General features: G+C 40.0%; 16 protein-coding genes. 7 read left to right on the top strand and 9 right to left on the bottom strand.

Annotated features, from left to right (window positions below; translation table 11 throughout):
* The first annotated feature begins 5 nt into the window (after window positions 1-5).
* The gene (locus N523_RS0117805; protein ID WP_231485863.1) at window positions 6-1,727 is read left to right on the top strand and encodes a two-component system response regulator; all 1,722 of its coding nucleotides are present in this window, start codon (window positions 6-8) and stop codon (window positions 1,725-1,727) included.
* A gap of 17 nt (window positions 1,728-1,744) precedes the next feature.
* On the opposite strand, the gene N523_RS0117800 is transcribed toward N523_RS0117805, so the two are convergent.
* The 3 genes from N523_RS0117800 to N523_RS0117790 form a co-directional block, all read right to left on the bottom strand.
* Window positions 1,745-2,287 carry a methyltransferase gene (locus N523_RS0117800; RefSeq protein ID WP_028835795.1) on the bottom strand — a complete coding sequence of 181 codons (543 nt, stop codon included), beginning with the start codon at window positions 2,285-2,287 and terminating at the stop codon, window positions 1,745-1,747.
* Window positions 2,288-2,468: 181 nt separating this feature from the next.
* Complete coding sequence (locus tag N523_RS0117795; RefSeq protein ID WP_008114111.1) at window positions 2,469-2,717, bottom strand: hypothetical protein; 249 nt, start codon at window positions 2,715-2,717, stop codon at window positions 2,469-2,471.
* Between the two features lie 169 nt (window positions 2,718-2,886).
* Window positions 2,887-4,380 carry an acetyl-CoA hydrolase/transferase family protein gene (locus N523_RS0117790; protein WP_028835796.1) on the bottom strand — a complete coding sequence of 498 codons (1,494 nt, stop codon included), beginning with the start codon at window positions 4,378-4,380 and terminating at the stop codon, window positions 2,887-2,889.
* 388 nt (window positions 4,381-4,768) lie between these two features.
* On the opposite strand from N523_RS0117790, the gene N523_RS0117785 reads away from it, so the two are divergent.
* Window positions 4,769-5,362 (top strand): hypothetical protein, encoded by a 594-nt coding sequence (locus tag N523_RS0117785; RefSeq protein ID WP_013464625.1) that lies wholly within the window; start codon window positions 4,769-4,771, stop codon window positions 5,360-5,362.
* 58 nt (window positions 5,363-5,420) lie between these two features.
* Here N523_RS0117785 and N523_RS0117780 read toward each other — a convergent pair whose 3' ends face one another.
* Window positions 5,421-5,972 (bottom strand): flavodoxin family protein, encoded by a 552-nt coding sequence (locus N523_RS0117780; protein ID WP_024601163.1) that lies wholly within the window; start codon window positions 5,970-5,972, stop codon window positions 5,421-5,423.
* Window positions 5,973-6,062: 90 nt separating this feature from the next.
* Complete coding sequence (locus N523_RS0117775; RefSeq protein WP_028835797.1) at window positions 6,063-7,763, bottom strand: cyanophycinase; 1,701 nt, start codon at window positions 7,761-7,763, stop codon at window positions 6,063-6,065.
* A gap of 350 nt (window positions 7,764-8,113) precedes the next feature.
* Between N523_RS0117775 and N523_RS0117770 the strand changes: the two genes are divergently transcribed.
* The 3 genes from N523_RS0117770 to iadA all read left to right on the top strand — a co-directional run bounded on the left by N523_RS0117770 (window position 8,114) and on the right by iadA (window position 13,798).
* Complete coding sequence (locus N523_RS0117770) at window positions 8,114-11,074, top strand: TonB-dependent receptor domain-containing protein (RefSeq protein WP_028835798.1); 2,961 nt, start codon at window positions 8,114-8,116, stop codon at window positions 11,072-11,074.
* A 141-nt stretch (window positions 11,075-11,215) separates the two neighbouring features.
* Window positions 11,216-12,619: a putative basic amino acid antiporter YfcC gene (gene yfcC / locus N523_RS0117765; protein WP_033102655.1), complete on the top strand. Its 1,404-nt coding sequence runs from the start codon at window positions 11,216-11,218 to the stop codon at window positions 12,617-12,619.
* Between the two features lie 12 nt (window positions 12,620-12,631).
* On the top strand, window positions 12,632-13,798 hold the full coding sequence (iadA, locus tag N523_RS0117760; protein ID WP_028835799.1) for a beta-aspartyl-peptidase: 1,167 nt from the start codon (window positions 12,632-12,634) through the stop codon (window positions 13,796-13,798).
* 117 nt (window positions 13,799-13,915) lie between these two features.
* Here the strand turns inward: iadA and N523_RS19440 are convergent, their stop codons facing one another.
* The 4 genes from N523_RS19440 to N523_RS0117740 all read right to left on the bottom strand — a co-directional run bounded on the left by N523_RS19440 (window position 13,916) and on the right by N523_RS0117740 (window position 20,723).
* Window positions 13,916-16,189: an EAL domain-containing protein gene (locus N523_RS19440; protein WP_016899758.1), complete on the bottom strand. Its 2,274-nt coding sequence runs from the start codon at window positions 16,187-16,189 to the stop codon at window positions 13,916-13,918.
* A 120-nt stretch (window positions 16,190-16,309) separates the two neighbouring features.
* Window positions 16,310-16,615, bottom strand: coding sequence for a DUF3240 family protein (locus N523_RS0117750; protein WP_028835800.1), 306 nt, complete (start codon window positions 16,613-16,615; stop codon window positions 16,310-16,312).
* Window positions 16,608-19,682, bottom strand: coding sequence for an efflux RND transporter permease subunit (locus N523_RS0117745; RefSeq protein WP_028835801.1), 3,075 nt, complete (start codon window positions 19,680-19,682; stop codon window positions 16,608-16,610). Before N523_RS0117745 ends, N523_RS0117750 begins: the two co-directional genes overlap by 8 nt.
* Window positions 19,683-20,723 carry a hypothetical protein gene (locus N523_RS0117740; protein WP_231485862.1) on the bottom strand — a complete coding sequence of 347 codons (1,041 nt, stop codon included), beginning with the start codon at window positions 20,721-20,723 and terminating at the stop codon, window positions 19,683-19,685.
* Between the two features lie 195 nt (window positions 20,724-20,918).
* On the opposite strand from N523_RS0117740, the gene N523_RS0117735 reads away from it, so the two are divergent.
* Complete coding sequence (locus N523_RS0117735; protein ID WP_028835803.1) at window positions 20,919-21,446, top strand: helix-turn-helix transcriptional regulator; 528 nt, start codon at window positions 20,919-20,921, stop codon at window positions 21,444-21,446.
* 126 nt (window positions 21,447-21,572) lie between these two features.
* On the top strand, window positions 21,573-21,803 hold the full coding sequence (locus tag N523_RS0117730; RefSeq protein ID WP_051440341.1) for a CsbD family protein: 231 nt from the start codon (window positions 21,573-21,575) through the stop codon (window positions 21,801-21,803).
* Window positions 21,804-21,816: the final 13 nt, after the last annotated feature.

Raw genomic sequence — 21,816 nt, 5'->3', positions numbered from 1 at the left:
TGGATATGATAACTTCAATAGATCATTTTGAAACCTGCGACAGTATTAACCTACTCATTGTTGATGACGATGCGGTTGATAGAGAACAAATACGTCGTATGATATCTCGCTCAAATATACAGGCGAAAATTTCAGAGGCATCCTCTATTGAAAGGTCGATGTCTTATCTTGAACATGGTGAGTTTGATTGTGTCATTGTTGATTACCGATTAGGTATCGGATCGGGGCTTACCCTGCTAAATAATATTAGAAAGACTGAAAATAACCACTGTGCTGTGATTATGATCACGGGCTTAGGAGATGAAAAAATAGCAGCAGAAGCTATGCGGCTAGGAGCAAGCGATTATTTACTTAAAAATCAATTAAAAAGCGATCAGTTGATACACTCTATATCTAGCTCCATTCAACGCGCAAACTTAGAAAAAAAACTTCATGACATGGCACACTACGATAGCCTAACAGGCTTAGCAAGCCGCCCTATTTTAATTGATCAACTCCAACAGGCCATTACATCTGAGCAAAAGCTCGCCGTTGCCTATTTAGATTTAGATAATTTTAAACCCATTAATGACAAATACGGTCACGAAACCGGTGACTTCGTTTTGAAAACTATTGCCCAAAGACTAAAAAGCACATTACGTGAAGAAGACACACTCGCGCGTATCGGCGGAGATGAGTTTATCTTTTTATTAAGAGGGGCTGCGCACACGATACAAGAATATGAGACTCTGTTACAAGAGGTGCTGATTGAGGTAAACGATCCGATAAAATTAGCAGCGTTTTCGTGCTCTGTTCAAATTTCAGCCAGCATTGGCGTTGCACTTCCTAATAATGATGGCTTAAGCTGCGATGACGTTTTACGCCGAGCCGATCAAACCATGTACCAGGCTAAAAGATCAGGAACAAACCGGATTCTGTTTTTTGATCCAGAAGAAGAAAGCCTAAGGCATGCAAAACATGATTTATTATTGGCTGCAGAGAAAGGCATTGCCCGCAAAGAATTTATTTTACATTATCAACCAAAGGTCAATTTGATGGATCACCAGTTGATTGGCGTTGAAGCCTTGATACGCTGGAACCACCCGACTTTGGGTTTACTCTACCCTGGTCACTTTTCAGAGGCATTAGAGCACCCACACATTGGTATTTTGATTGGTGAATGGGTACTTGCTGAGGCCTTAAAACAACATAAAATTTGGACAAGAAATCATCTTTCTATGAGTGTAAACATCTCTCCAGCTCATTTACTTAGTGAGGGCTTTGTTGAAAACCTCAGAGAGTTACTCATCAGCACTAATAATATAAAACCAAAAACCCTCGAATTGGAAATTTTAGAGAGCACTACAATTGGAAACGTTGACCAAGCAGTCGACGTTCTAAATGGTTGTCGAAATTTAGGGGTAAGTATTGCGCTAGACGACTTTGGTACAGGTTACGCTTCGTTGAGTTACTTAAAAAAATTACCTTTAGATACATTAAAAATAGATCAAAGCTTTGTTAAAAAGCTCCTATCAGACCATGAAGACAAGTCCATCGTTACGTGTATCGTGGCGCTAAGTAAAGCATTTGGGTATAACCTAGTTGCAGAGGGGATAGAGTCACAAGAGCTCGAAAAAGTACTTATAGGCATGGGTTGCTATCATGGGCAAGGTTATTATATTGCCAAACCAATGTCTGCAGAGAAGATGAACTTATGGATAAAAAATATGACATCAACTAAGCACTGACCCTAAATAATACTCATCTATTTGGGTTGCCAGTGATACACATAAATCGGTGTTTGGTAAAAATCTTTAAGCGTGATAACGTTAGTTGGTTTATATGATGGCAAAGCGAAGGTGTTACTCACAATAGTGATTTTATTATTAACTACGTCATGTTTTAACTTTTCTTCAAGCGCTACCATACCACCAGGAAACAAGTAACACACCAGAGTAGACACTGTACTAAAATCGGCATTTTTAAAGTCTTTACGATAGAGGGTAAGATTATTTAAACCCAAACTATATTTAAAAAGCACTGAAACCATCCAAGGAAACCACGATAACTCATAGCCAATAACCTGTTTATTAGGATGCTTTTTGGCAACCGGTATAACAAGCGTTCCCCAACCTGAACCTAAATCAATTAATGCGCCTTTTTCATCCATGCTTATTGCAGCAAGCATAGTTTGGCGCGCTTTGCTTGAGCTCATCATCGGTGAAATTCCCGTTTTTAGCGTGCCCCAAACAATAGATAAAGCGATTAGAAGGACTAAAAAGAAGAGTCCAATAGCAATAAAGTCCATACTAACTAACACCTGATAACGGTTGAATCATCATAATCTCACCTTATCGATTATTTGTTTCTATATAGTAAAACCATTACAAAGAGCACCGTTAGTATAAATTTATTTTATATTTAACACCTGTTTAAAATAAACCACAAAAAAAGCGCCATTTGGCGCTTTTTAAATTAGTAGTAAGGTATTAGTGCTTACGCCCTACACCGTTGCGCACCATGTCTTGGCCGCTTTGGAAAATCTCTTCGGTAATTTCGCGTGCTAATAAAAGTTGTTGCTTGTCATCAAACACCGCAACAAAACGGCTGCCGTCAGCATTGTTAGTTGCCATGCCCACGCCTGCTACGCCGGTTAAACCTAAGCCGCCGTTTTCAACTTGCAGTAAAAAGCTTTCAAGTTCAGCGAGGGTGTCGATTGCAGTTAGTTTGTTTTCCATTGTGGTTGCTCTATGTGTTGCTCGCCATAGCGAGTCTGTCAATAATATGCGGTTATTTTACAGCACACAGTAAAAACTTAAACCACCTTATAGGCAAAGTCATAACAACATTCTGTAAAGCAAAATTAAAAGTATTTGTAAAAACCCCGCAAATGCGGGGTTTTAAGTATTAGCTTTGCTTCATTGTGCCTTGTTGTTCAAGGCGGGTATGCCAGCTGAATGCTTCTTCTAAAATATGAGGCGTATGGCCGCCACGTGCACAAGCACGCTCGTAGTAATCAAGCATAGCGTTGCGATAATCGGGGTGTACACAGTGTTTAATTACTTCAACAGCCCGTTCGCGTGGCGCTAATCCACGTAAATCAGCAAGGCCTTGCTCGGTCACTAAAATATCAACATCGTGCTCGGTATGATCGACGTGGCTTACCATAGGTACCACGCTTGAAATAGCGCCGCCTTTAGCAATTGATTTAGTTACAAACACCGATACATGGGCATTACGTGCAAAGTCGCCTGAACCACCAATACCGTTCATCATTTTAGTACCACACACATGAGTTGAGTTAACGTTGCCATATATATCAAACTCAAGTGCCGTGTTAATTGCAATAATACCTAAACGACGCACAATTTCAGGGTGATTCGACATTTCTTGTGGGCGAAGTACTAGCTTATCGCGGTACTTTTCAAGGTTATTAAATACTTGTGCGTTACAACGCTCTGATAAAATAATTGAACACCCAGAGGCAAAATTAAGTTTACCCGCATCAATTAAGTCAAAGGTAGAATCTTGTAGTACCTCTGAGTACATAGTGAGGTCTTTAAAATCTGAGTCTAGTAAACCCATCATGACTGCGTTGGCTATGTTACCAATACCCGCTTGTAATGGGCCTAAGTTTGCAGGCATGCGCTGTTGCGCTACTTCTTCTTTAAAAAAGTTAACTAAATGGCGTGCAATAGAGGCGGTATCGGCATCTGGGTCGGTTACTGTTGAAAATGAGTCACTTTGATTGGTAAATACAATACCCACAATTTTAGCCGGATCGATTGGAATAGCAGTACTACCGATACGGTCATCTACTTTCACTAGTGGCACGGGTGTACGCGTTGGACGGTACGATGGAATGTATATGTCGTGCAGCCCTTCAAGCTCTGGCTGGTGTAACATATTAATTTCTACAATTACTTCTTTAGCAAAAATAGCAAAGCTTGCTGAGTTGCCCACTGACGTTGTAGGTACTATGTGGCCTTCTTCTGTAATAGCTACGGCTTCAATGACCGCTACATCTGGCATAGTTAACTGATGATTACGTAACTGTTCAACAGTTTCTGATAAATGCTGGTCAATAAACATGACCTCACCGTTGTTAATTGCTTTACGTAATGTGCTGTCTACCTGAAATGGCATACGACGCGCTAACGCACCTGATTCAGTAAGTAGCTTATCTAAGTCGTTACCTAATGACGCGCCCGTCATTAGGTTAATTTTCATTGGGTTTTCAAGTACACGCTCGGCAAGTGCACGTGGTACAGCTTTCGCTTCACCAGCACGAGTAAAGCCACTCATGCCCACGGTCATGCCGTCTTTAATAAATAAACTGGCCTGCTCTGCAGACATCACTTTGTTGTGTAAGTCACTACGACGAATTCGTTCTAATTGCATTTGGAACCCCTTAAACCCCATTATTATTTGGGCGCTATTCTAAGTATTTCCTTATGCTTCGTAAGCTAGACCTAAGTCTCATTTACGCATTGTTGGTATAAAAACGTTGAAGAGCGCTTTAATTTTGTACACTTTATTACTTAACTTATTGCTGTTATTGGGGTTAGAATACCAAAAAATCTATTCAATCATTTAACTAAACAAGCTTAAAAACAAATATAATTACTTTAAATCAATTACTTATAAATTCAGCCAGGAAAGCTTAGATTATAAATTGTATAAAAATAAAGCCGTACAGGCCAAATCTTACAAAATAATAAACTGGTCATTCATTGGGCAGTAACCTTGTAAGGAATAGAATCTAGGATTTACGTATTAAGGAAAATACATGGATTTGTCTGACGAAGAAATTAACTTTTTATCTGGGTTGTTTGAACCTAGTCAAAGTACAGCATTAATTAATGAAACAAAACTAACAGTACAAACATCAATACCAGATGGTATTGCGCATTTACTTGGTCAGGCTAAATTAACCCTATTAGCAGAAGTAGCTCATTACCAACTGTGGTTTCCACTTCAATTTAAAACCGATGAATTAGGCCATTTCAGTACTGTGTTAGCAGCCCCAGAAGTGATTGATACTAAAGGCACTCAACGTAGCTGGCGATTGAGTGAATTAAATATTCAAAGCCAAGGTTTTTGCATTGAATCTATCTCAAGCACAGGAATATTTTTAAAACCCACATCAATAAACAGTGAACTTGATGAGTTACAAAATATGCAATTTATTTTACCCAATGAAGCGGCTATATCATTAGACATAGAACCCGTTAGGCACAGTGAGTGTGGCATAGCAGCTAAAATAAAGCATATTCACCATGGTAAAGAGCAATTAAGAGCGTATTTATTTGAAGTGCATAAACGTGAATATTCAAGCTTATATCAACTTGAGCATAAGCAAGAACTGGGGCTATCAAACTAAAAAGCCACACTAATTAAGTGTGGCTTTACGGATTAAATAAACTTAATTTAGGTCATTTTTACTTTAATCGTTTTGCTATTTCAGCAACGCGCTCACCGTATAAACGAGCCGTTTCTAAATCGCCTGATGGAATAGCCGTTTCGTCAGCATCAGTAGGTGATTGTACTAATACGCCAACCGAACCGCCTAAGTTATTGATGTCTTGACGGGTTGATTCCAATTTATTGGCGGGTGGTAACCCTAGGCTTACCCAAATTCCACCATGCTGTGAAGCTAACGTTTGCATACTAATTAGGGTGACTTGTTTGTCGCCATTTAGGCTGCCGCTATTAGTAAAACCGCCAAACACTTTATCTTTCCAACCCATGGTAAACCACACTTTAGAGGTGGCATCGACAAACTTTTTAAACTGCCAAGGGTATGAGCCCATATAGGTAGGTGCGCCAAAAATAATGGCGTCTGCATTGTTTAATGCATCCCAATCGGTGTCTTTAATATCACCATTTTCATCGATTGCAATAAGCTGAGCGTTTGCTCCATCAGCCACAAATTCCGCCACTTTTTTGGTATGGCCATATCCAGAAAAATAAATAACCGCTACTTTACTCATGAACCTTCCTTTTGTTGTGATTTAATAACACACTTTAAATATAGTATGGCCGCTTAATCTAAAATCAACTAAGCAGCGTGTTTAATTAAATTAAAAGGTACTCACTGAAATTTCTAAATTACTCACCGCACAGCCATACTGCTCAGCACTAATACGGTGATAAGCCGACTCAGGCTTAGTTGATAGACTAATAATAAACGCATCTTGCTGACCAACAGCTGTTTGTTCTTGGCTCAAGCACATGGCTTGCGTTAAAGAGCGCAATTTGGCATCCGTTAAAATACTGCCGAAACGCTGAACCGGCAAAGGCGGTATTTTAATTGCTGGCAATGCTTGGCTAATACTGCGCTGACTTAAGGTAAAATCATTATTTTTAATATCAATCACACTGCCAGCAGGCCAGTACGAGTAACTGTAGGTTTTAGTTTCAGCCTGAGCCTGCCCTGTTGATTTAACCATCACCACACCATTTTTACCAATTACGGTCATTAAATTCCCTGATTCAGATTTAATAACCACTAAGGCGGTGGTTTCGTCTACACCAAAACCAAATGCGGGTTGAGCTTGATTTGCACCAAGGCTGTCGAGCAAAGTGCCTAGTCTTAATGTACGGTTTCGCTCGCTAAAGTGTGTATCGAGTACACCGTAACTAAATGTGCCTAAACCCCCAAAGCGGTTGTAAGTTAAACTATCGCTGTTTGAGCGCTCACTGGGTGCATCAATGGCTTGCGCGCCTTCTTTCAATGCCGATAAACTTGTGCCATTAGTGATCATAACCACATTACCACCGTGCGCTTGCCCGCCACTTTGCACTGCGGTGCCTGCACTTGTACCTACAACAACAGGGCGAGACTGTAACGCTTTTGTCCATGGATATGGCTGATTATTTTCATCAAACAATACCTTGCGCGTTAAGCTTTGATCGCCGCCATTAAACATAACACCGGTACTATTTTTGATTAGCTGCACTAGGGCGTCTGTGCCACTTTTACACAGCAAATATTCTGCTTGAGTGCGATCAGGATAAATATGTTCACGTTGATATAGCCCCATTTCAGAGTGCCTAAGCGTGTTTAAATCATCACATTTATTGGTGGTTATTGCTTTAGCAAGCGCAGGAGTTAATGCAAGCCATTGTGAATTTATATTGGGAAAACGAAGTAATCCTTCGTAAAAATCAGCAGATTCATAAGGGTCTCTGCTTGAGGCGGTAATAGCTAGTATGCTCGGGTTAGTACTTTTTACTTTTAAACTGCCCGATATAAATTGCAAAATATCTGTCGCAGCGGATTCGCTATTAAGCGCGGTATTGACCTGCTCTTTTAGTCGCGTATTGTCGCCCTGCAGCTGCGCTACTTCAAGCATATCTATTACAAAATTGTATTCTTGATCCGTTAAACTATTGAGCTGTTTACTATCAATATCGCGCCATAACCATAACAGCTCTTTTTTTGACAATGTGGGTGATGATTTAGCCTGCATTGTTGCTAAATTTTTAATAGTTTTGTTTTTAGCTTGCGTATTTTTACTTGGCCATTGTTGCTTTATTTGACTAATTTTAGCGTGGGAGAGCGCAAATACATTATGTATTTTACCTGGAATTTGTGTGTTTTTTTCACAATTTTTAGGGCTTAAACTAGCACACGTTGTGAGTGCACCGCCGACTAATACTAACGTTTGTTCAGATTCTTTTGCGCTTAACTGCAGCGAAAAAGCAATAAAAAACGAAAAAACAGCCGTTATTATGCGCGATTTAGCTAACCGTTTGTTTGGTAAATATATTCGTTCCATTATGTTATACTCATGTAAAAAATTATAAGAAATAACTTGCGAGAGCGTCTCTCACTTGCTATAAAAAAAAGGAACTTTAAAACGCGAGTAAGCTAGCACCCCTTTGCTGGCTTTGTCAAAAACCTTTTGGAATGAGAATTATGTTTAAAAAAGCACGTTTGCTTACAACATATTTCTACTCACCACACTACCTTTCGGAGTGGTTTGACGAGTAGCCCACCACCTCACTTTTTCACAGTGAGGGGCTTAGCGTGTCATTTCACCACTGCCCTGTCTAAAAATATAACAATTAAAAGCCACAGATCTGTTTGTATGTTTTTGTGCGCTTAAAAAGACAAAAGGTATTTAAGATGTTTCGTCAACTAACAATTGCGGCCACAGTAAGCGCATTACTGAACCCGATCACTTTTGCACATGCACAAGAAACCAACACCGACACCAACATTGAACGAGTAGAAGTAACAGGATCTCGCTTAAAAGGCGTTGATCTTGAGGGAACTATCCCATTAACCGTACTAGACCAAGATGCAATCAAACGCTCTGGCGCTAATACCATTCATGAATTACTCAAAGATTTATCTGTTTTTAAGGGCGGAAGCGGCACATTTTCAACCTCTGAAAGTGGCGGTACGTCTACCTCAACACCAGCGGGTCAATCAGCAGCGAGCTTAAGAGGCATGGGGCCATCAGCAACGCTGACATTAATAAATGGTCGCCGAGTTGCGCCTAGTTCATTTGCTGCAGGTACTGAAAACTTTGTAGATGTGAATTCTATTCCGCTAGCGGCCATTGAACGTATTGATATTTTAGCCACCGGTGCATCAGCCGTTTATGGTGCCGATGCTGTAGCGGGTGTTATTAACTACATTTTAAAAGATGATTTTGAAGGCGCTGAAATCAATACTTCGTTTGCCGATAGCTTTGATCAGCATGACGAAAGTAAAAAACAATTAAACTTAGTTTATGGTACAAAAATAGGCGAAAGTAACTTAACGGTATTTGCTGATATATATGACCGTAACGCTTTTAAAGCGACCGATCGTAATTACACGGCCTCTCCCTCTTTAGTGAATGGTTACTCCTATTTACCTAAGCTGGAGAACTCACCTAATATTTATTATTTCAGCAGCCGAGATGGTAACGAACTTCCATCACCAAACTGCAAAACCGAATTAGTTACTACTGAATTTGATGAACAAATTTGTGCTTACTACCCTAATCAAGATGATTACCTAGAAACGCCATTTGAAAGCCTTTCAACCGGCTTTATGTTTAATAGTGAGCTTGGTGGTATGCAATGGCATACTGACTTTTTTTACAGTCAAACCAAAGCAAAAGCGTATTCATCGCCCTCACCTATTAACCAAATTAATGACGACGATGGCCCGTATGTTTTAGAAGACGCCTTATTTATTTACGATAATGCCGATGGTAGTAATGATTTATTAGATCAACTCTACATTGACCCATTTGATACCCAAAGTGGTCGAGAAGTGTATGGTTTTGCATTTGATGCGCGCTTTAATGCCCCAAGAACGGTGGAAGTAGAAACGAAAAACTTTCGCTTGGTAAGCAGTCTAAGTGGTGAAATTGGTGATTGGGGTTGGGAATCTGGGGTAACCTTTTCTCGCTCACGTTCAGAGCAAGAAGCGATTGCAGGAGTTTATAATCGTTACCAGTTTCATGGCGCTATCACCGGCGAGCTATGTTCAGACGGTACGCTGGCAAGTTATGACGGTACTGACTTAAACTGTGCATCGGGAGAACTGCTGCCTTTTTACAACCCTTTCCTTCAAGGCGACGCCGCTAATGATGCCGTTTTGGCAACAGCGCAAGCTCGCCCAACACGCAGCGGAGAAAGTACAGTTTACGGCTGGGATGCTAATTTTAATGGTGAGCTATTTACCTTTAACGACCTACCTGCCTATGCCTCATTTGGGGTAGAAGCACGCCGTGAAGAGCTAAGCGACATTCCTTCGCTTGATTCACAAGCTCAAGCAGATAAAGACTATCTTGTTGATGTATTTGGCTTTGGCTCTAGTTTATCAGAAGCCGATCGCACTCAATATGCAGCGTTTGCTGAATTAAGTATTTCACTCACAGAGCAAATAGAGCTGCAAGCAGCAGGTCGATACGATCATTACGATGATTTTGGTGGCACCTTTAATCCTAAAATAGGTTTGAGCTATCGCCCAACTGATTCGTTAGTTGTTCGTGGTTCATGGTCAACCTCGTTTAGAGCACCATCATTAACACAGGCTGGCGTTAAATTAAGAACCACACAATCTACTTTTGACTGTGGTGCAAACCAAGCGGTGTCTGATCTTTACTGTATGGCTGAAGGTACTGAGGTAAGCGTTAACTCGCTCGAACTTGGTAATCAAGCCCTTAAAGCTGAGGAATCTGAGGCTATTAGTGTTGGCTTTGCCTGGAGCCCAAGCGCTGATACTAACTTAACCGTTGATTATTGGCAGTTTGATCACGAAGAAGTGATTGATACCAACATGACTGCAGTACTCGATCGCGCCATTACTGATGCATCACTGCGCCATTGCGGTATTGTCCCAGAAGGCGAGCAAGGTATTTCTTACGAAAATGAGTTATGTGGTGTCTTTGACAATAGCGGTTTAAATATCGAGCAAGATGGCGCTAATCTTACTGAGATTTTAGCTAACTATGTTGATGAAGATAACAAAGCTGGCGATAAAAACCCAGATAACTTTAATCCCCGTCCTGGTGAAGACTACTTACCCTTATTCCGCGACCATGTCATTCCGCTTGAAAATACCGGCACACAAACGTTAGCGGGTATTGATATTAAATTTGACCATCGCTTTGCGTTATCTGGCGGCGACTTAACCTTCGCTTTTGACGGTACTCACTACCTTGAATTTGAACGCAACAAACCGGGCTCAGACTCAATTGAAAAGCTAGTGGGTACATATCGTTATCCTGAAAATATTGCGCGTATGTCAATAGATTGGGAAGCGCAAAGTTACTACCTTAACTTAGGTGCAAACTACACCAGCAGCTACGAAGATGATATAGAAGGCCTGCGTAGCCGTGAAATTGATGAGCTAGATTCACTTGGCGTATTAGACTCAAAAGGTGAGCATCAGGTTGATGACTGGCTCGTTTGGGATTTATCAGCGGGTTACTATGTTAATAAATCACTGACTTTGCGCGCGCGCATCAATAATATTTTTGATAAAGAGCCACCCACACTTTATGGTTCAAGCCGTGGCTTTGATTCAATCAACCATAATGCCCTAGGTGCTAATTACAAATTAAGTATTAGCTACCGTTTTTAACCGCTTAGCCGCAAAGCAAACGCTTTGCGGCATTCCTTTTATTACAGGTCATGGCTACAGTGACACTGCCTATTAAGTGCTAAAGTACGTTTAAGCGTTTATTTACGCATCAACACAATGACCTTTTATTAAAGTGAAATTATGAAACAAAAACAATTTTCTATGCCCGATGCAAGCATCATTTTGCTTTGCGTGGCAGTGATTGCCTATATGGCCACGGTATTTATTACCCCTGGGGTATTTAATGCAGAGCCTGACAGCCATACTGTGCAGCTTTCACAATATCAAGCAGTTAACGACCAACAATCACCACCTGTTTTTGCACAAGGTGGAGAGATTGGTTTAGCTAATGTATTGTTTGAAGGCCTCGTGTCGGGTGATAAATATGGTGCAGCGATTGGCGTAATGGCGTTTATTTTAATCACTGGCGGTGCCTTTGGCATTATTATGAAAACCGGTGCGATTAATAACGGCATTATGGCACTTATTAATAAAACCCAGCGGGTTGAATGGCTGTTTATTCCCTTACTGTTTTTACTATTTTCGTTAGGCGGCGCGGTATTTGGTATGGGTGAAGAGGCTATTGCCTTTTGTATTGTGCTGCTCCCTATTATGCAACAACTTGGCTACGACGCTAAAGTCACTGTACTTACAACTTATGTGGCCACGCAAATAGGCTTTGCCACCTCATGGATGAACCCTTTTAGCATTGCTATAGCGCAATCGATAGCTGAAATCCCAGTGTTTTCAGGTGCGGGCTTTCGTATGTTAGCATGGGCTTGTTTTACCCTTGTAGGCCTTGTGTTTACTATGCGCTATGCAAAACGGATAAAAACACAACCCCAAAAAACGGGTGATCAGCCAACAATTAAACTTAGCCTAGCCGATGCACTCACATTATTAGTGTTTGTATTGGGCATAGCTTGGGTTGTATGGGGGGTGATGGCGCGCCAATATTATATTCCTGAGCTTGCTGCACAGTTTTTTTGCATTGGCCTTATCAGTGCAATAATTGCCATCGTGTTTAAAAAGCTAACCGCGAATGAGTGCGCGGATGCGTTTAAACACGGTGCACAAGAATTATTGCCAGCGGCGTTATTGGTCGCATTGGCTAAAGGCATTGTATTACTATTAGGGGGTAGTGATTTAACCACTCCCTCAACCCTTAACACCCTGCTTTATTACTGTGCAAGCAGCATAGCCAGTGTGCCAGATTACATTGCAGCTTGGGGAATGCTGGTGTTTCAAAGTGTATTTAACTTTTTTGTTTCATCGGGTTCAGGGCAAGCTGCCATCACTATGCCACTGATGTCTCCACTTGGCGATTTGCTCAATGTATCAAGGCAAATTGTGGTATTGGCCTTTCAATTAGGCGATGGATTAACCAACATTTTAATTCCCACCTCAGCTAGTTTAATTGGTTGTTTAGGGGTCGTGAAATTAGATTGGGGAGAATGGGCTGCGTTTATTTGGCGCTTTGCCCTAGCACTTTTTGTATTAGCAAGCGGCTTTATATTTCTTGCTTACTTTATTAATTATCAATAAAAAGAATTTGTTATGTTAACTTTAATTCAAGGTGCAACCGTTTATGCACCCACCTTCCTAGGCACACAAGATGTTTTAATTGGCGGTGGTAAAATCATTGCTATTGACGAAAATATAACCCTCGACAGCAGTGTACTCGTCAAACGGATTGCCGGTAAAAATAAGCTGGTTGCGCCGGGGTTTGTTGATTCGTTAGTGCATATTACCGGTGGCGGTGGCGAGGCTGGATTTGCCAGCCGCACCCCTGAAATGAACCTAACCGATGCAACCTTATCGGGCACCACCACGGTGGTGGCCGCACTGGGTACCGATTCAAGCTCACGTACGCTGACCAATTTGGTTGCCAAAGCAAAAGGCCTTAAAGAGCAAGGGCTGAATGTATTTTGCCATACCGGTTCGTATCATTTACCCGCGAAAACACTCACCCACTCAATTACTGACGACATCATGTATATAGAGGAGTTTATAGGTGTTGGCGAAGTGGCGATTTCTGATCATCGCAGTAGCCAACCTACGGTACAGCAATTAGCAGAATTGGCAGCTGAGGCTAAAGTAGCCGGTATGCTCAGTGGTAAAAAAGGCACCGTGAGTATTCATGTCGGTCCTGTTGATAGCCATTTAACTATTTTACATCAGGTGGCTGAGCAAAGTGATATTAAGCTTAAACAGTTTTACCCTACGCATATGAACCGCAATAAAGCACTTCTTGATGCCGGTATTCACTTTTGTGATCAGGGCGGTACTATCGACTTTACCACCAGCACAACCGACTATGATTTAGCCCATGGTGAATATGCAGCAGCCCATGCCCTTGCCTACTGCTTAAAACAAGGCGTAGCACCAAATCAACTCACTATGAGCTCAGATGGCCATGCCAGTTTACCTATTTTTGATAAAGACTTTAATTTATTAGGGCTTGAGGTGGGCAAAGAGGCATCTTTATTAACCTCGTTTCAGCAAGCAGTCAAAGAATATAACGTCCCTATTGAGCACGCTTTAATGAGCATAACCAGTAATCCTGCCGATATTTTAGGAGTTGATAAAGGCCGTCTTAAAGCAGCGAGCGACGCGGATGTTGTCCTTCTCGATAAAGAGACCCTAACCCCTGAGTATGTATGGGCTAACGGCACATTAATGGTGCAAAACACCCATGCAGTTATAAAAGGAGTGTTTGAATAAGCTAGTAAAGCTAAAATGCTGCTGAGATATTTCAGCAGCATTTAACACCAAAGAGTTTATTACCCTAGTTTAAACAAATATCAATCCAACAAGGTCACTAGAACCTAGTTGTTAAATTCAGCTACTTTTCGCCGTAGCTAAGTTTTTTGTCGTAAAAAGCAGACCATTTTGATTTATATATTCAGCATAAACCTGAGCACTCATAGGTTTAGAAAAGTAATAGCCTTGAAACTCTTTACATCCCATTTCGGACATTATTAGGACCTGTTCTTCGGTTTCTACTCCCTCGGCTACACACTTAATATTAAGTTCATCACACATCACATGCACGGCTTTAACTAAGCTTTTTTGGCGTGTAGAGCTTGTAACCTTACTTATTAAAGAGCGATCCAATTTAAGTTTATCAATGGGATAATCAGCAAGTCGTGCAATATTCGAGTATCCAACACCAAAATCATCCACTGTAATAGTGAACCCCCAATCTTGCAGAGTTTGCATAAGTTTTAGAGAGTGAACTTGGTTAGCCTCAAGTGACGTTTCAGTAAGCTCTAATTCTATTTGATTCGGTTTTACATTAAAATCCGCCAAATATTTTACCAACTTTGACATAAAATCAGCTTGGCTAAAATCGAGTAAAGATATGTTTATTGCTACGGGTAAAAGTGGCAAACCAACTTTACTCCATTGGGCAATTTGAGCGCAGACTTTTTGAATAATTAAGTCCGTTAATCGGCTAATCATTCTATACTCTTCTGCAATAGGAATAAATACAGCGGGCGATACACTGCCAAGTACAGAGCTATGCCAACGAGCTAATGCTTCAAGCCCTATACATTCACCTTTTGCATTCACTTTAGGTTGATAATGTACTGACAGATCATTTTGTTGCAAAGCTTCATCAAGTAACATGGAAATTTCATACTTTTCCATAAAGGCCTGTGATTGTTTTTGATTGTAACCATTAAATGGCGAGTTATAGTCTGCGAGTTTGAGCGCCTCACACGCATTACTAAGAACAATCGCACTATTTTCACCATGCTCAGGACACTTAGCAAAACCAAATAAAAATGATTGTTGGTAATTAGTACCAAACACATCATAAGCTTGATCTAAGGTGCTTTTAATTTGTATTAATAACTTGTTTTGCTGTTCACTTGAGCTTGAACCAATAATAAAGCCAAGTTTGCCACCTTCTATAGACGCACAAAGCAAAGGCCCCTCTGACATTGCTTTTAAGCGCTTATAAGCAGTAATTAGCAATGATTGCGAGTCAGCTTTGTTAAGTTTTAAATTTAAATATTCACTATTTGCGCTTTGTGTAACGACAATATAAAACCCTTTTTGGTATTTAGACGTTAACCTATCGCATTGCATTTCAAACCACTCTCGATTAGGCAATTTTGTCTGCGAGTCTCTAAACCTTAGACGTTTGTTCTCTTGCTCCATCATAGACAAGTTTTGTTTAATTAACTGCTCTTGCGTGCAATCATAAAAGTCATACACTCGGTAATTTGTACTCATTGCTATTTGCTGATAATTACTCTTATAGTAGCGACTCTTATATTCTATGATTTGATTTTTTATATTTAACTCTTTGCTATTAAGTGCAGGGAATAACCCATCAATTCTTACAGCCTTTTCTTTCAAGCTGTTTTTTAATCCAAACATTTCAATAGCATGTTGATTTAAATCTGTAATTACTAAATTTTCGTCGACAATAATTTTAGCTTTATTAGATTCAGTAAATAAGGTGCGATAAAGCTCGTTTTTATCTTTAAGGAAGCTATTAGCATTTAACATGGTTTTGTTTAAACGTTTGGCAGCAACAATTGTTCGCGCAGTGGCAAGTGGGATACAAATATTAAAAAATAAAAATATCAGGCCTGTAATATATAAGTCAGCTTCTGGTAATTGGCTTGCTATTCCTGAATAGCCGGATAAATCAACATTATTAATAATCATGTAAAAAGGTATGATGTTTAAAATACCGTAGGCCAAAGCCGTTCTGTAACCGAGTAGCATAAGAGCAATGATGGGACATGAATACATAAACATAGAACCCACCTTGGCAAGCTCTAAGTCAGTTAAAAATAAATTCATTGATAAACTACCGGCAACGATAGTTAATAGAAGTGCATTTGCACTAAATGTGTAAAATCGCTTACTTGCTAATAAAAGACTAAAAGCAATAGTGAAAAAACTAATAGTAATAACTGCAATATAAATTAGGTTAAATTCAATTGCGCGGGTGTATGTATAACAAACGACCAAAAAACAGAGCAAAGTAACGAGCGTTAAAATTATCCGTAGTGCACTCACCCGCCAGTGTGCGACTTCATCATGGGCAGTATGATGATCGTTAAGTAAGAAGTACTTATTGAGAAAGTGCATAATAAAAATCAGTTAAGACATATCGCCTCATTAAACATTGATAAGTTGTTAAGATCAATTAAATAAGCTCAAATATCAATCCAATTGAAGTAGCTTATAAAATAAACCTAATACAAAAAGCTAAACAATATGCCCGCTTTCAACTATAGGCGTAACCCAATATTTTAACGGCGTGTACTTACAAACAGGGCTTAACGCCGTTTTTACTACGGCAAGTTCAGGTAATAATATATGCACCTCAAACTGATAAAAGCTGCGATGCCCTTCTACTTGCTCGGCAATGTCAAATTCACTGTGCTCTTTACTGTAGCCTTCAATGTTTTTTAAGTTAAAGCCGGTAATGCAGTCTATGCCAATTAATATATCAACCACGTCATCTTTTATGTTTGTGGGTACATTTAGGGTAAAAAGTAACTGTTCAGCCATGTTTTTTCTCCAACCAACCATAAAAGATAGGTAATAAATAAAGTGTTGTAATTGTTGAGGTAATTAACCCGCCAATAACCACAATTGCCAATGGTTTTTGAATCTCAGCGCCAGGGCCGGTGGCAAATACCAGTGGCAGTAAACCAAACATGGCGGTTGTGGCTGTCATTAACACTGGGCGAAGGCGTCTGCTTGCGCCATCTAAAATGCGCTGCGTTACATTGGCAGAAAACATTTTCATTTGCTCAAAGTAGCTGATCATCACAATACCATTGAGTACCGCTACGCCAAGTAAAGCAACAAAACCAACCGATGCAGGCACCGAGAGGTATTCATTACTAATAAATAGGGCAATCACTCCCCCCATTAATGCAAACGGAATATTAGCAATTATCAGCGTTGATTTAGATAACGATTTAAACGTGGTAAATAAAATAATGAAAATCAGTATTAATGCCACAGGAATAAGCACCAGCAAGTTTTGTGTTGCACGTTGCTGGCTTTCAACTTCGCCACCAAACGACAAGGTAAAACCACTGGGTAACTTTATGCTGCTATTAATTTTAGCTTCCAGTTCATTTACATAACTAACCACATCGCGGTTATCCACATTAACGCTTACAGAAGCAAAGCGCTTTGCTTTTTCTCGCTCTATTAACAATGGCCCCGTTTTAAAGCTAATATTAGCCACCTCTTCAAGTGGTAGTAGGCTGTTGTCGGGCATTAAAATTAGCTTTTGCTTTAATGCGCTCATTGACGACAACTCAAAGTGTGCTGCGCTTTCGCCTTTTTGTGCATTAAACACAATAGGGATCACGCGGTTTCCTTCTTGCAGTGCCGATACCTGTAGGCCTTCTAATTGCGACTTTAAATAATCGCTTAATCCTTCGGTGGTAAAACCAAACTGACTAGCAACCTCAGGAATAAGTTTAATATTTACATATTTCCCCCCTTCAATAAGCGCCATTTGCACATCACTTGCGCCGTCAATATTAGTGGCAAGTGCAGTGATTTTTTCAGCTAATGAGGCAAGTGTCGCAATGCCATTACCGAATACTTTAATCGAAATATCACCGGTGCCACCGGTGAGCATTTCTGATACCCGCATTTGTATTGGCTGAGTAAAGCCAATATTTACTCCTGGAAATTGCGCAAGTGTTTGTCGAATATCCTCGATTAGCAGCACTTTGGAGTCAAAACGCCACGTATCTTTTGGCGCTAATTCCATAAATACATCGGTTTCGTTTAACCCCATAGGATCAAGCCCGAGTTCATCGGAGCCGGTACGGGCAACAATTTGTACGATTTCTGGGGTGTTTTTTAACAGTGTGGCTTCAATTTGTTTATCGATATCCAGCGAGGCTTGCAAGGAAATACTCGGCGATTTTTCCAGTTGTACAATAATGTCGCCTTCATCTAAAACGGGCATAAAGCTTTTACCAAGCCCCTGAAATAACACCCCACTGAGCACTAAAACAGCGACCGATACAACACTTATTGCCACCGGCTTTTTAATTGCACGAGCAAGTGTTTTAGTATAAAAACCTTGTAATAGAGTCACCATTTTAGGCTGGGTTACGGGTTCATTTTTTAATAACAATGAGGCTAAAATTGGAATAACCGTTAACGACAACAACAGCGCACTTAGCATGGCAAACACGATAGTGAGCGCCACTGGGGTAAATAACTTGCCCTCTAACCCTGTTAACATTAATAGCGGTGAAAACACGATAATAATAATAATTGTGCCTGAGAACACTGGCGCCGCGACTTCTTTACATGCGCGATAAATAACATGCAGCCGAGGGAGGTGCTGATTGTTAGCCAACCGATTCACTATGTTTTCAACAATAACTACCGATGAGTCCACCAGCATACCAATGGCAATCACTAAGCCGCCTAAACTCATTAAATTAGCCGATAAATCAAACTGCTTCATCATTATAAACGTCAGCAATGCCGACATAGGTAAAGACAAAGACACCACCAATGAAGAGCGAATATCACCTAAAAACAAGGCAAGTAACACTATTACTAGAATAATTGCTTGGCCTAGTGCGCTGGTAATGGTGCTAATTGCGGTATTTATTAAGTTAGAGCGGTCGTAAAACACATTAATTTTTGTGCCTTGCGGTAATGAAGCTTCAATGGTGCGAAGTTTATCTTTTACATCTGCAACAACTTGCGCTGTATTACTATTTTTAAGCGCAATTATAAGCCCTTGTACCGCCTCTTCACTGTTTTTAGTGACTGCGCCATAACGGGTTAAACTGCCAACATGTACCGTGGCAATATCACTTAACCGAATAACCTTATTTTGAGTGGACTTAATCACGGTATTTTCAATGGCGGTTATATCGGTGTATTTGCCCTCAGTGCGCAGAATTAAGGTGTCGTTGCCTTTTTCTAAGCGCCCTATGCCACCGTTTTGATTCGTTTGCGTGATTGCCAACTTCATTTCATCAAAGCTGACTTGATGCTGTTGCATCAATAAAGTATTGGGAAGTATTTCATAGGTTTTTGAAAAGCCGCCAAGGCTATTTACATCTGCAACGCCGGTTACAGTGCGCAGTAATGGACGAATTTGCCAATCTAAAAGCTCTCTTTTTTCAATCAACGATAAGTGAGTACTTTCTATAGTAAACATGAACACCTCGCTCAAAGGCGTGCTCATTGGCGCCATGCCGCCACTAATATTACTGGGCAAGGTGGGCAAAATATTTAATAAACGCTCATTCACTTGCTGACGGGCCCAATAAATGTCGGTGCCCTCTTCAAAGTCAATGGTAATATCGGTAATAGAATACTTAGTGGTAGAGCGCAGCATTTGCTGTGACGGAATACCCAGTAATTCGGTTTCAATCACCCGTGTTACTTGCGATTCTATTTCAAGGGCGTTCATGCCGGGTAATTTGTAAACTATTTTAACTTGGGTGGGCGATATTTCTGGAAAAGCATCCACTGGAATATTTAACCAAGATTTAGCACCAATGGCCATAGCAACAATAACAAAAATACTAACAAACAAACGCTGAGTAAGTGAAAACTTAATAAGCTGGTTTAACATTTACTCTCTCCCTAAGTGAAGCAACATACCCTGTAGCGCACTTACCGAGCTTATTAGTACCTGCTGATCATCTAGGTTTTTGTTAGCAGTAAATACATAGTCTTTGCCTTGTGTACCTTTGAGCTCAATCGGCAGTAACTCAAGCTTATCGCCAGACTTTAAAGCAATGTAATTAACATCTTCAAATTCAAACACCGCTGACTTTGCTATTTTAAAGCCCGTTAATTTATTTACCGGTGTGACTTTGATAGTTTGCCCCAGTGTCAGCTGGCACTCATTTGAGCTTGGCGACGCCCACACTATTTGATGGTATTTATCTGCAATACTGTCATAGCTCTCAATATTTAAGCTGCAACTTTCTGACAGCTTGAAATGCGCTAACGTGTTGGAAAAACTAAGAGGGACTTTAATCTTAACGCGAATACTACTTGCATCGATAATATCAAACGCGGTGTCACCCATCACACGGTTTCCCGACTCATTAGTGAGTTTTAAAATACCCGTTTTTGGACTCACTAAGGTCACGTTTTCATTATCATCAATGTTTAAAAATGCCATTTGATGTTGCATATGTTCAAAATTTAGCTTGGCTTCAAAATAGCTTTTTGTGATTTCAACCCATTCAGAACTTCTTATTATTTTGTTTTTTAAGTGTTGTTGGTTTATGTCGTAATGGCTTTTAGCAATAGCGAGCATGTCTTTTGCTGATTGATAGGCATCTAAAAAATGGTGTACATCACTGCCCTCAACGCTTGCAATAGTGGCGCCCTTTTCAACCATGCTGCCGTTAGGGTATAAGTAACGAACCTGCTGTACATCAAACGCAAACAGCACCGTATAATTGACCCCAGGTTTGAAATTGACTTCACCAATTAAACTTTGCCCGTTAATAAACTCTGTTTTTTGAATCGGCGCAAATTCAACATCAAAACCACTGAGTGACGAAAGCCTTACAGGTGCTAAATTTTGCGAAGCAAACACAGGATTAAATGTTAATAAAGTCACCGTAAAGAAGAAAAATAACGTATATTGAATACGCAAAAAATGACGCGTTTTTTTTGTAAAATTTAACAGCATTTCGTTTGTTCACATTTGATTAATTTTATAGAATCAACCATGACTTTTTTAGACGGTTAAATCATCAGGCAAACGCCTTAACGTACCCAAAAATAGCGAAAATTACGCTATGGTACATTTGTCCATTGTATTTATAAGGCATTGATAATAGAGGTTTTAATGAGAGACAAGTTAATAGCAGCCACCTTGTTAATAATAATGGTGCTAAACTTTTTTGATGTACTAACGGATATACATTTAGGCGTGCCGCAGTGGCATATTTTTTCTGAGGGCTTAATCGTTGTCATTTCTGCAGCCTGTGCTATTTACTTAATTAGCGATATTCGTGCGCGTACTGCCAATATTAATGCGCTGAAACAAGAATTAGTGCATTCAAAAAAAGAACTTAAAAACATATCACAGGCAATGATGGATGCGCGTCATGAATACAGTGGTGTTATTCAAACCCAATTTTCACAATGGACATTGACTCGCAGTGAGCAAGAAGTCGCGATGTTATTACTTAAAGGCTTAAGCTTTAAAGAAATAAGCGCACTAAGAAACACAAAAGAAAAAACCGTTCGCCAACAAGCGTCCGACATTTACAGCAAAGCCGATGTAGAAGGCCGACATGAATTTGCTGCATGGTTTTTAGAAGATTTTATGCAACAAAACCATTATCAACCAAAAAGTACGGCCATAAATTAAACAACGTACGTTAGCGCACTGACAATAAATATCGCAGTGCTTATTGTTAAACTCTTACAAACAAAAAGTAGCTCTTTAGCACGATTTAAACATCAAGCTAATTGCTATTATTAAGGGAAGATAACAATGAAGCTACATCAACCACAAACGCATGTTAGTCATACACCACTGAAACACAAAAAAAGCTGGAAGGATCAAGTGGCTACTGCAAAATTTGCTTGGGGTTTACTCACTGAAAATGAACTCTTAAAAATTAATGGTCATCATCATAAGCTCGCGGCTTTAATTCAACAGCGGTATCAGATTTCTAGCGAAAAAGCGAAAAAACAGGTGCAGTACTTTTTTGATAACTATTAATTTAATAATTATT

This window comes from Pseudoalteromonas sp. 23_GOM-1509m, from assembly GCF_000518425.1.
In the GTDB taxonomy this organism is placed as follows: domain Bacteria; phylum Pseudomonadota; class Gammaproteobacteria; order Enterobacterales; family Alteromonadaceae; genus Pseudoalteromonas; species Pseudoalteromonas tetraodonis.
This window is presented reverse-complemented; position numbering and strand designations above follow the sequence as displayed.

Coding starts and splice junctions, on each gene's coding strand:
- N523_RS0117805 (WP_231485863.1), top strand. CDS start 6: ATGATAACTTCAATAGATCATTTTGAAACCTGCGACAGTATTAACCTA.
- N523_RS0117800 (WP_028835795.1), bottom strand. CDS start 2,287: ATGGACTTTATTGCTATTGGACTCTTCTTTTTAGTCCTTCTAATCGCT.
- N523_RS0117795 (WP_008114111.1), bottom strand. CDS start 2,717: ATGGAAAACAAACTAACTGCAATCGACACCCTCGCTGAACTTGAAAGC.
- N523_RS0117790 (WP_028835796.1), bottom strand. CDS start 4,380: ATGCAATTAGAACGAATTCGTCGTAGTGACTTACACAACAAAGTGATG.
- N523_RS0117785 (WP_013464625.1), top strand. CDS start 4,769: ATGGATTTGTCTGACGAAGAAATTAACTTTTTATCTGGGTTGTTTGAA.
- N523_RS0117780 (WP_024601163.1), bottom strand. CDS start 5,972: ATGAGTAAAGTAGCGGTTATTTATTTTTCTGGATATGGCCATACCAAA.
- N523_RS0117775 (WP_028835797.1), bottom strand. CDS start 7,763: ATGGAACGAATATATTTACCAAACAAACGGTTAGCTAAATCGCGCATA.
- N523_RS0117770 (WP_028835798.1), top strand. CDS start 8,114: ATGTTTCGTCAACTAACAATTGCGGCCACAGTAAGCGCATTACTGAAC.
- yfcC (WP_033102655.1), top strand. CDS start 11,216: ATGAAACAAAAACAATTTTCTATGCCCGATGCAAGCATCATTTTGCTT.
- iadA (WP_028835799.1), top strand. CDS start 12,632: ATGTTAACTTTAATTCAAGGTGCAACCGTTTATGCACCCACCTTCCTA.
- N523_RS19440 (WP_016899758.1), bottom strand. CDS start 16,189: ATGCACTTTCTCAATAAGTACTTCTTACTTAACGATCATCATACTGCC.
- N523_RS0117750 (WP_028835800.1), bottom strand. CDS start 16,615: ATGGCTGAACAGTTACTTTTTACCCTAAATGTACCCACAAACATAAAA.
- N523_RS0117745 (WP_028835801.1), bottom strand. CDS start 19,682: ATGTTAAACCAGCTTATTAAGTTTTCACTTACTCAGCGTTTGTTTGTT.
- N523_RS0117735 (WP_028835803.1), top strand. CDS start 20,919: ATGAGAGACAAGTTAATAGCAGCCACCTTGTTAATAATAATGGTGCTA.
- N523_RS0117730 (WP_051440341.1), top strand. CDS start 21,573: ATGAAGCTACATCAACCACAAACGCATGTTAGTCATACACCACTGAAA.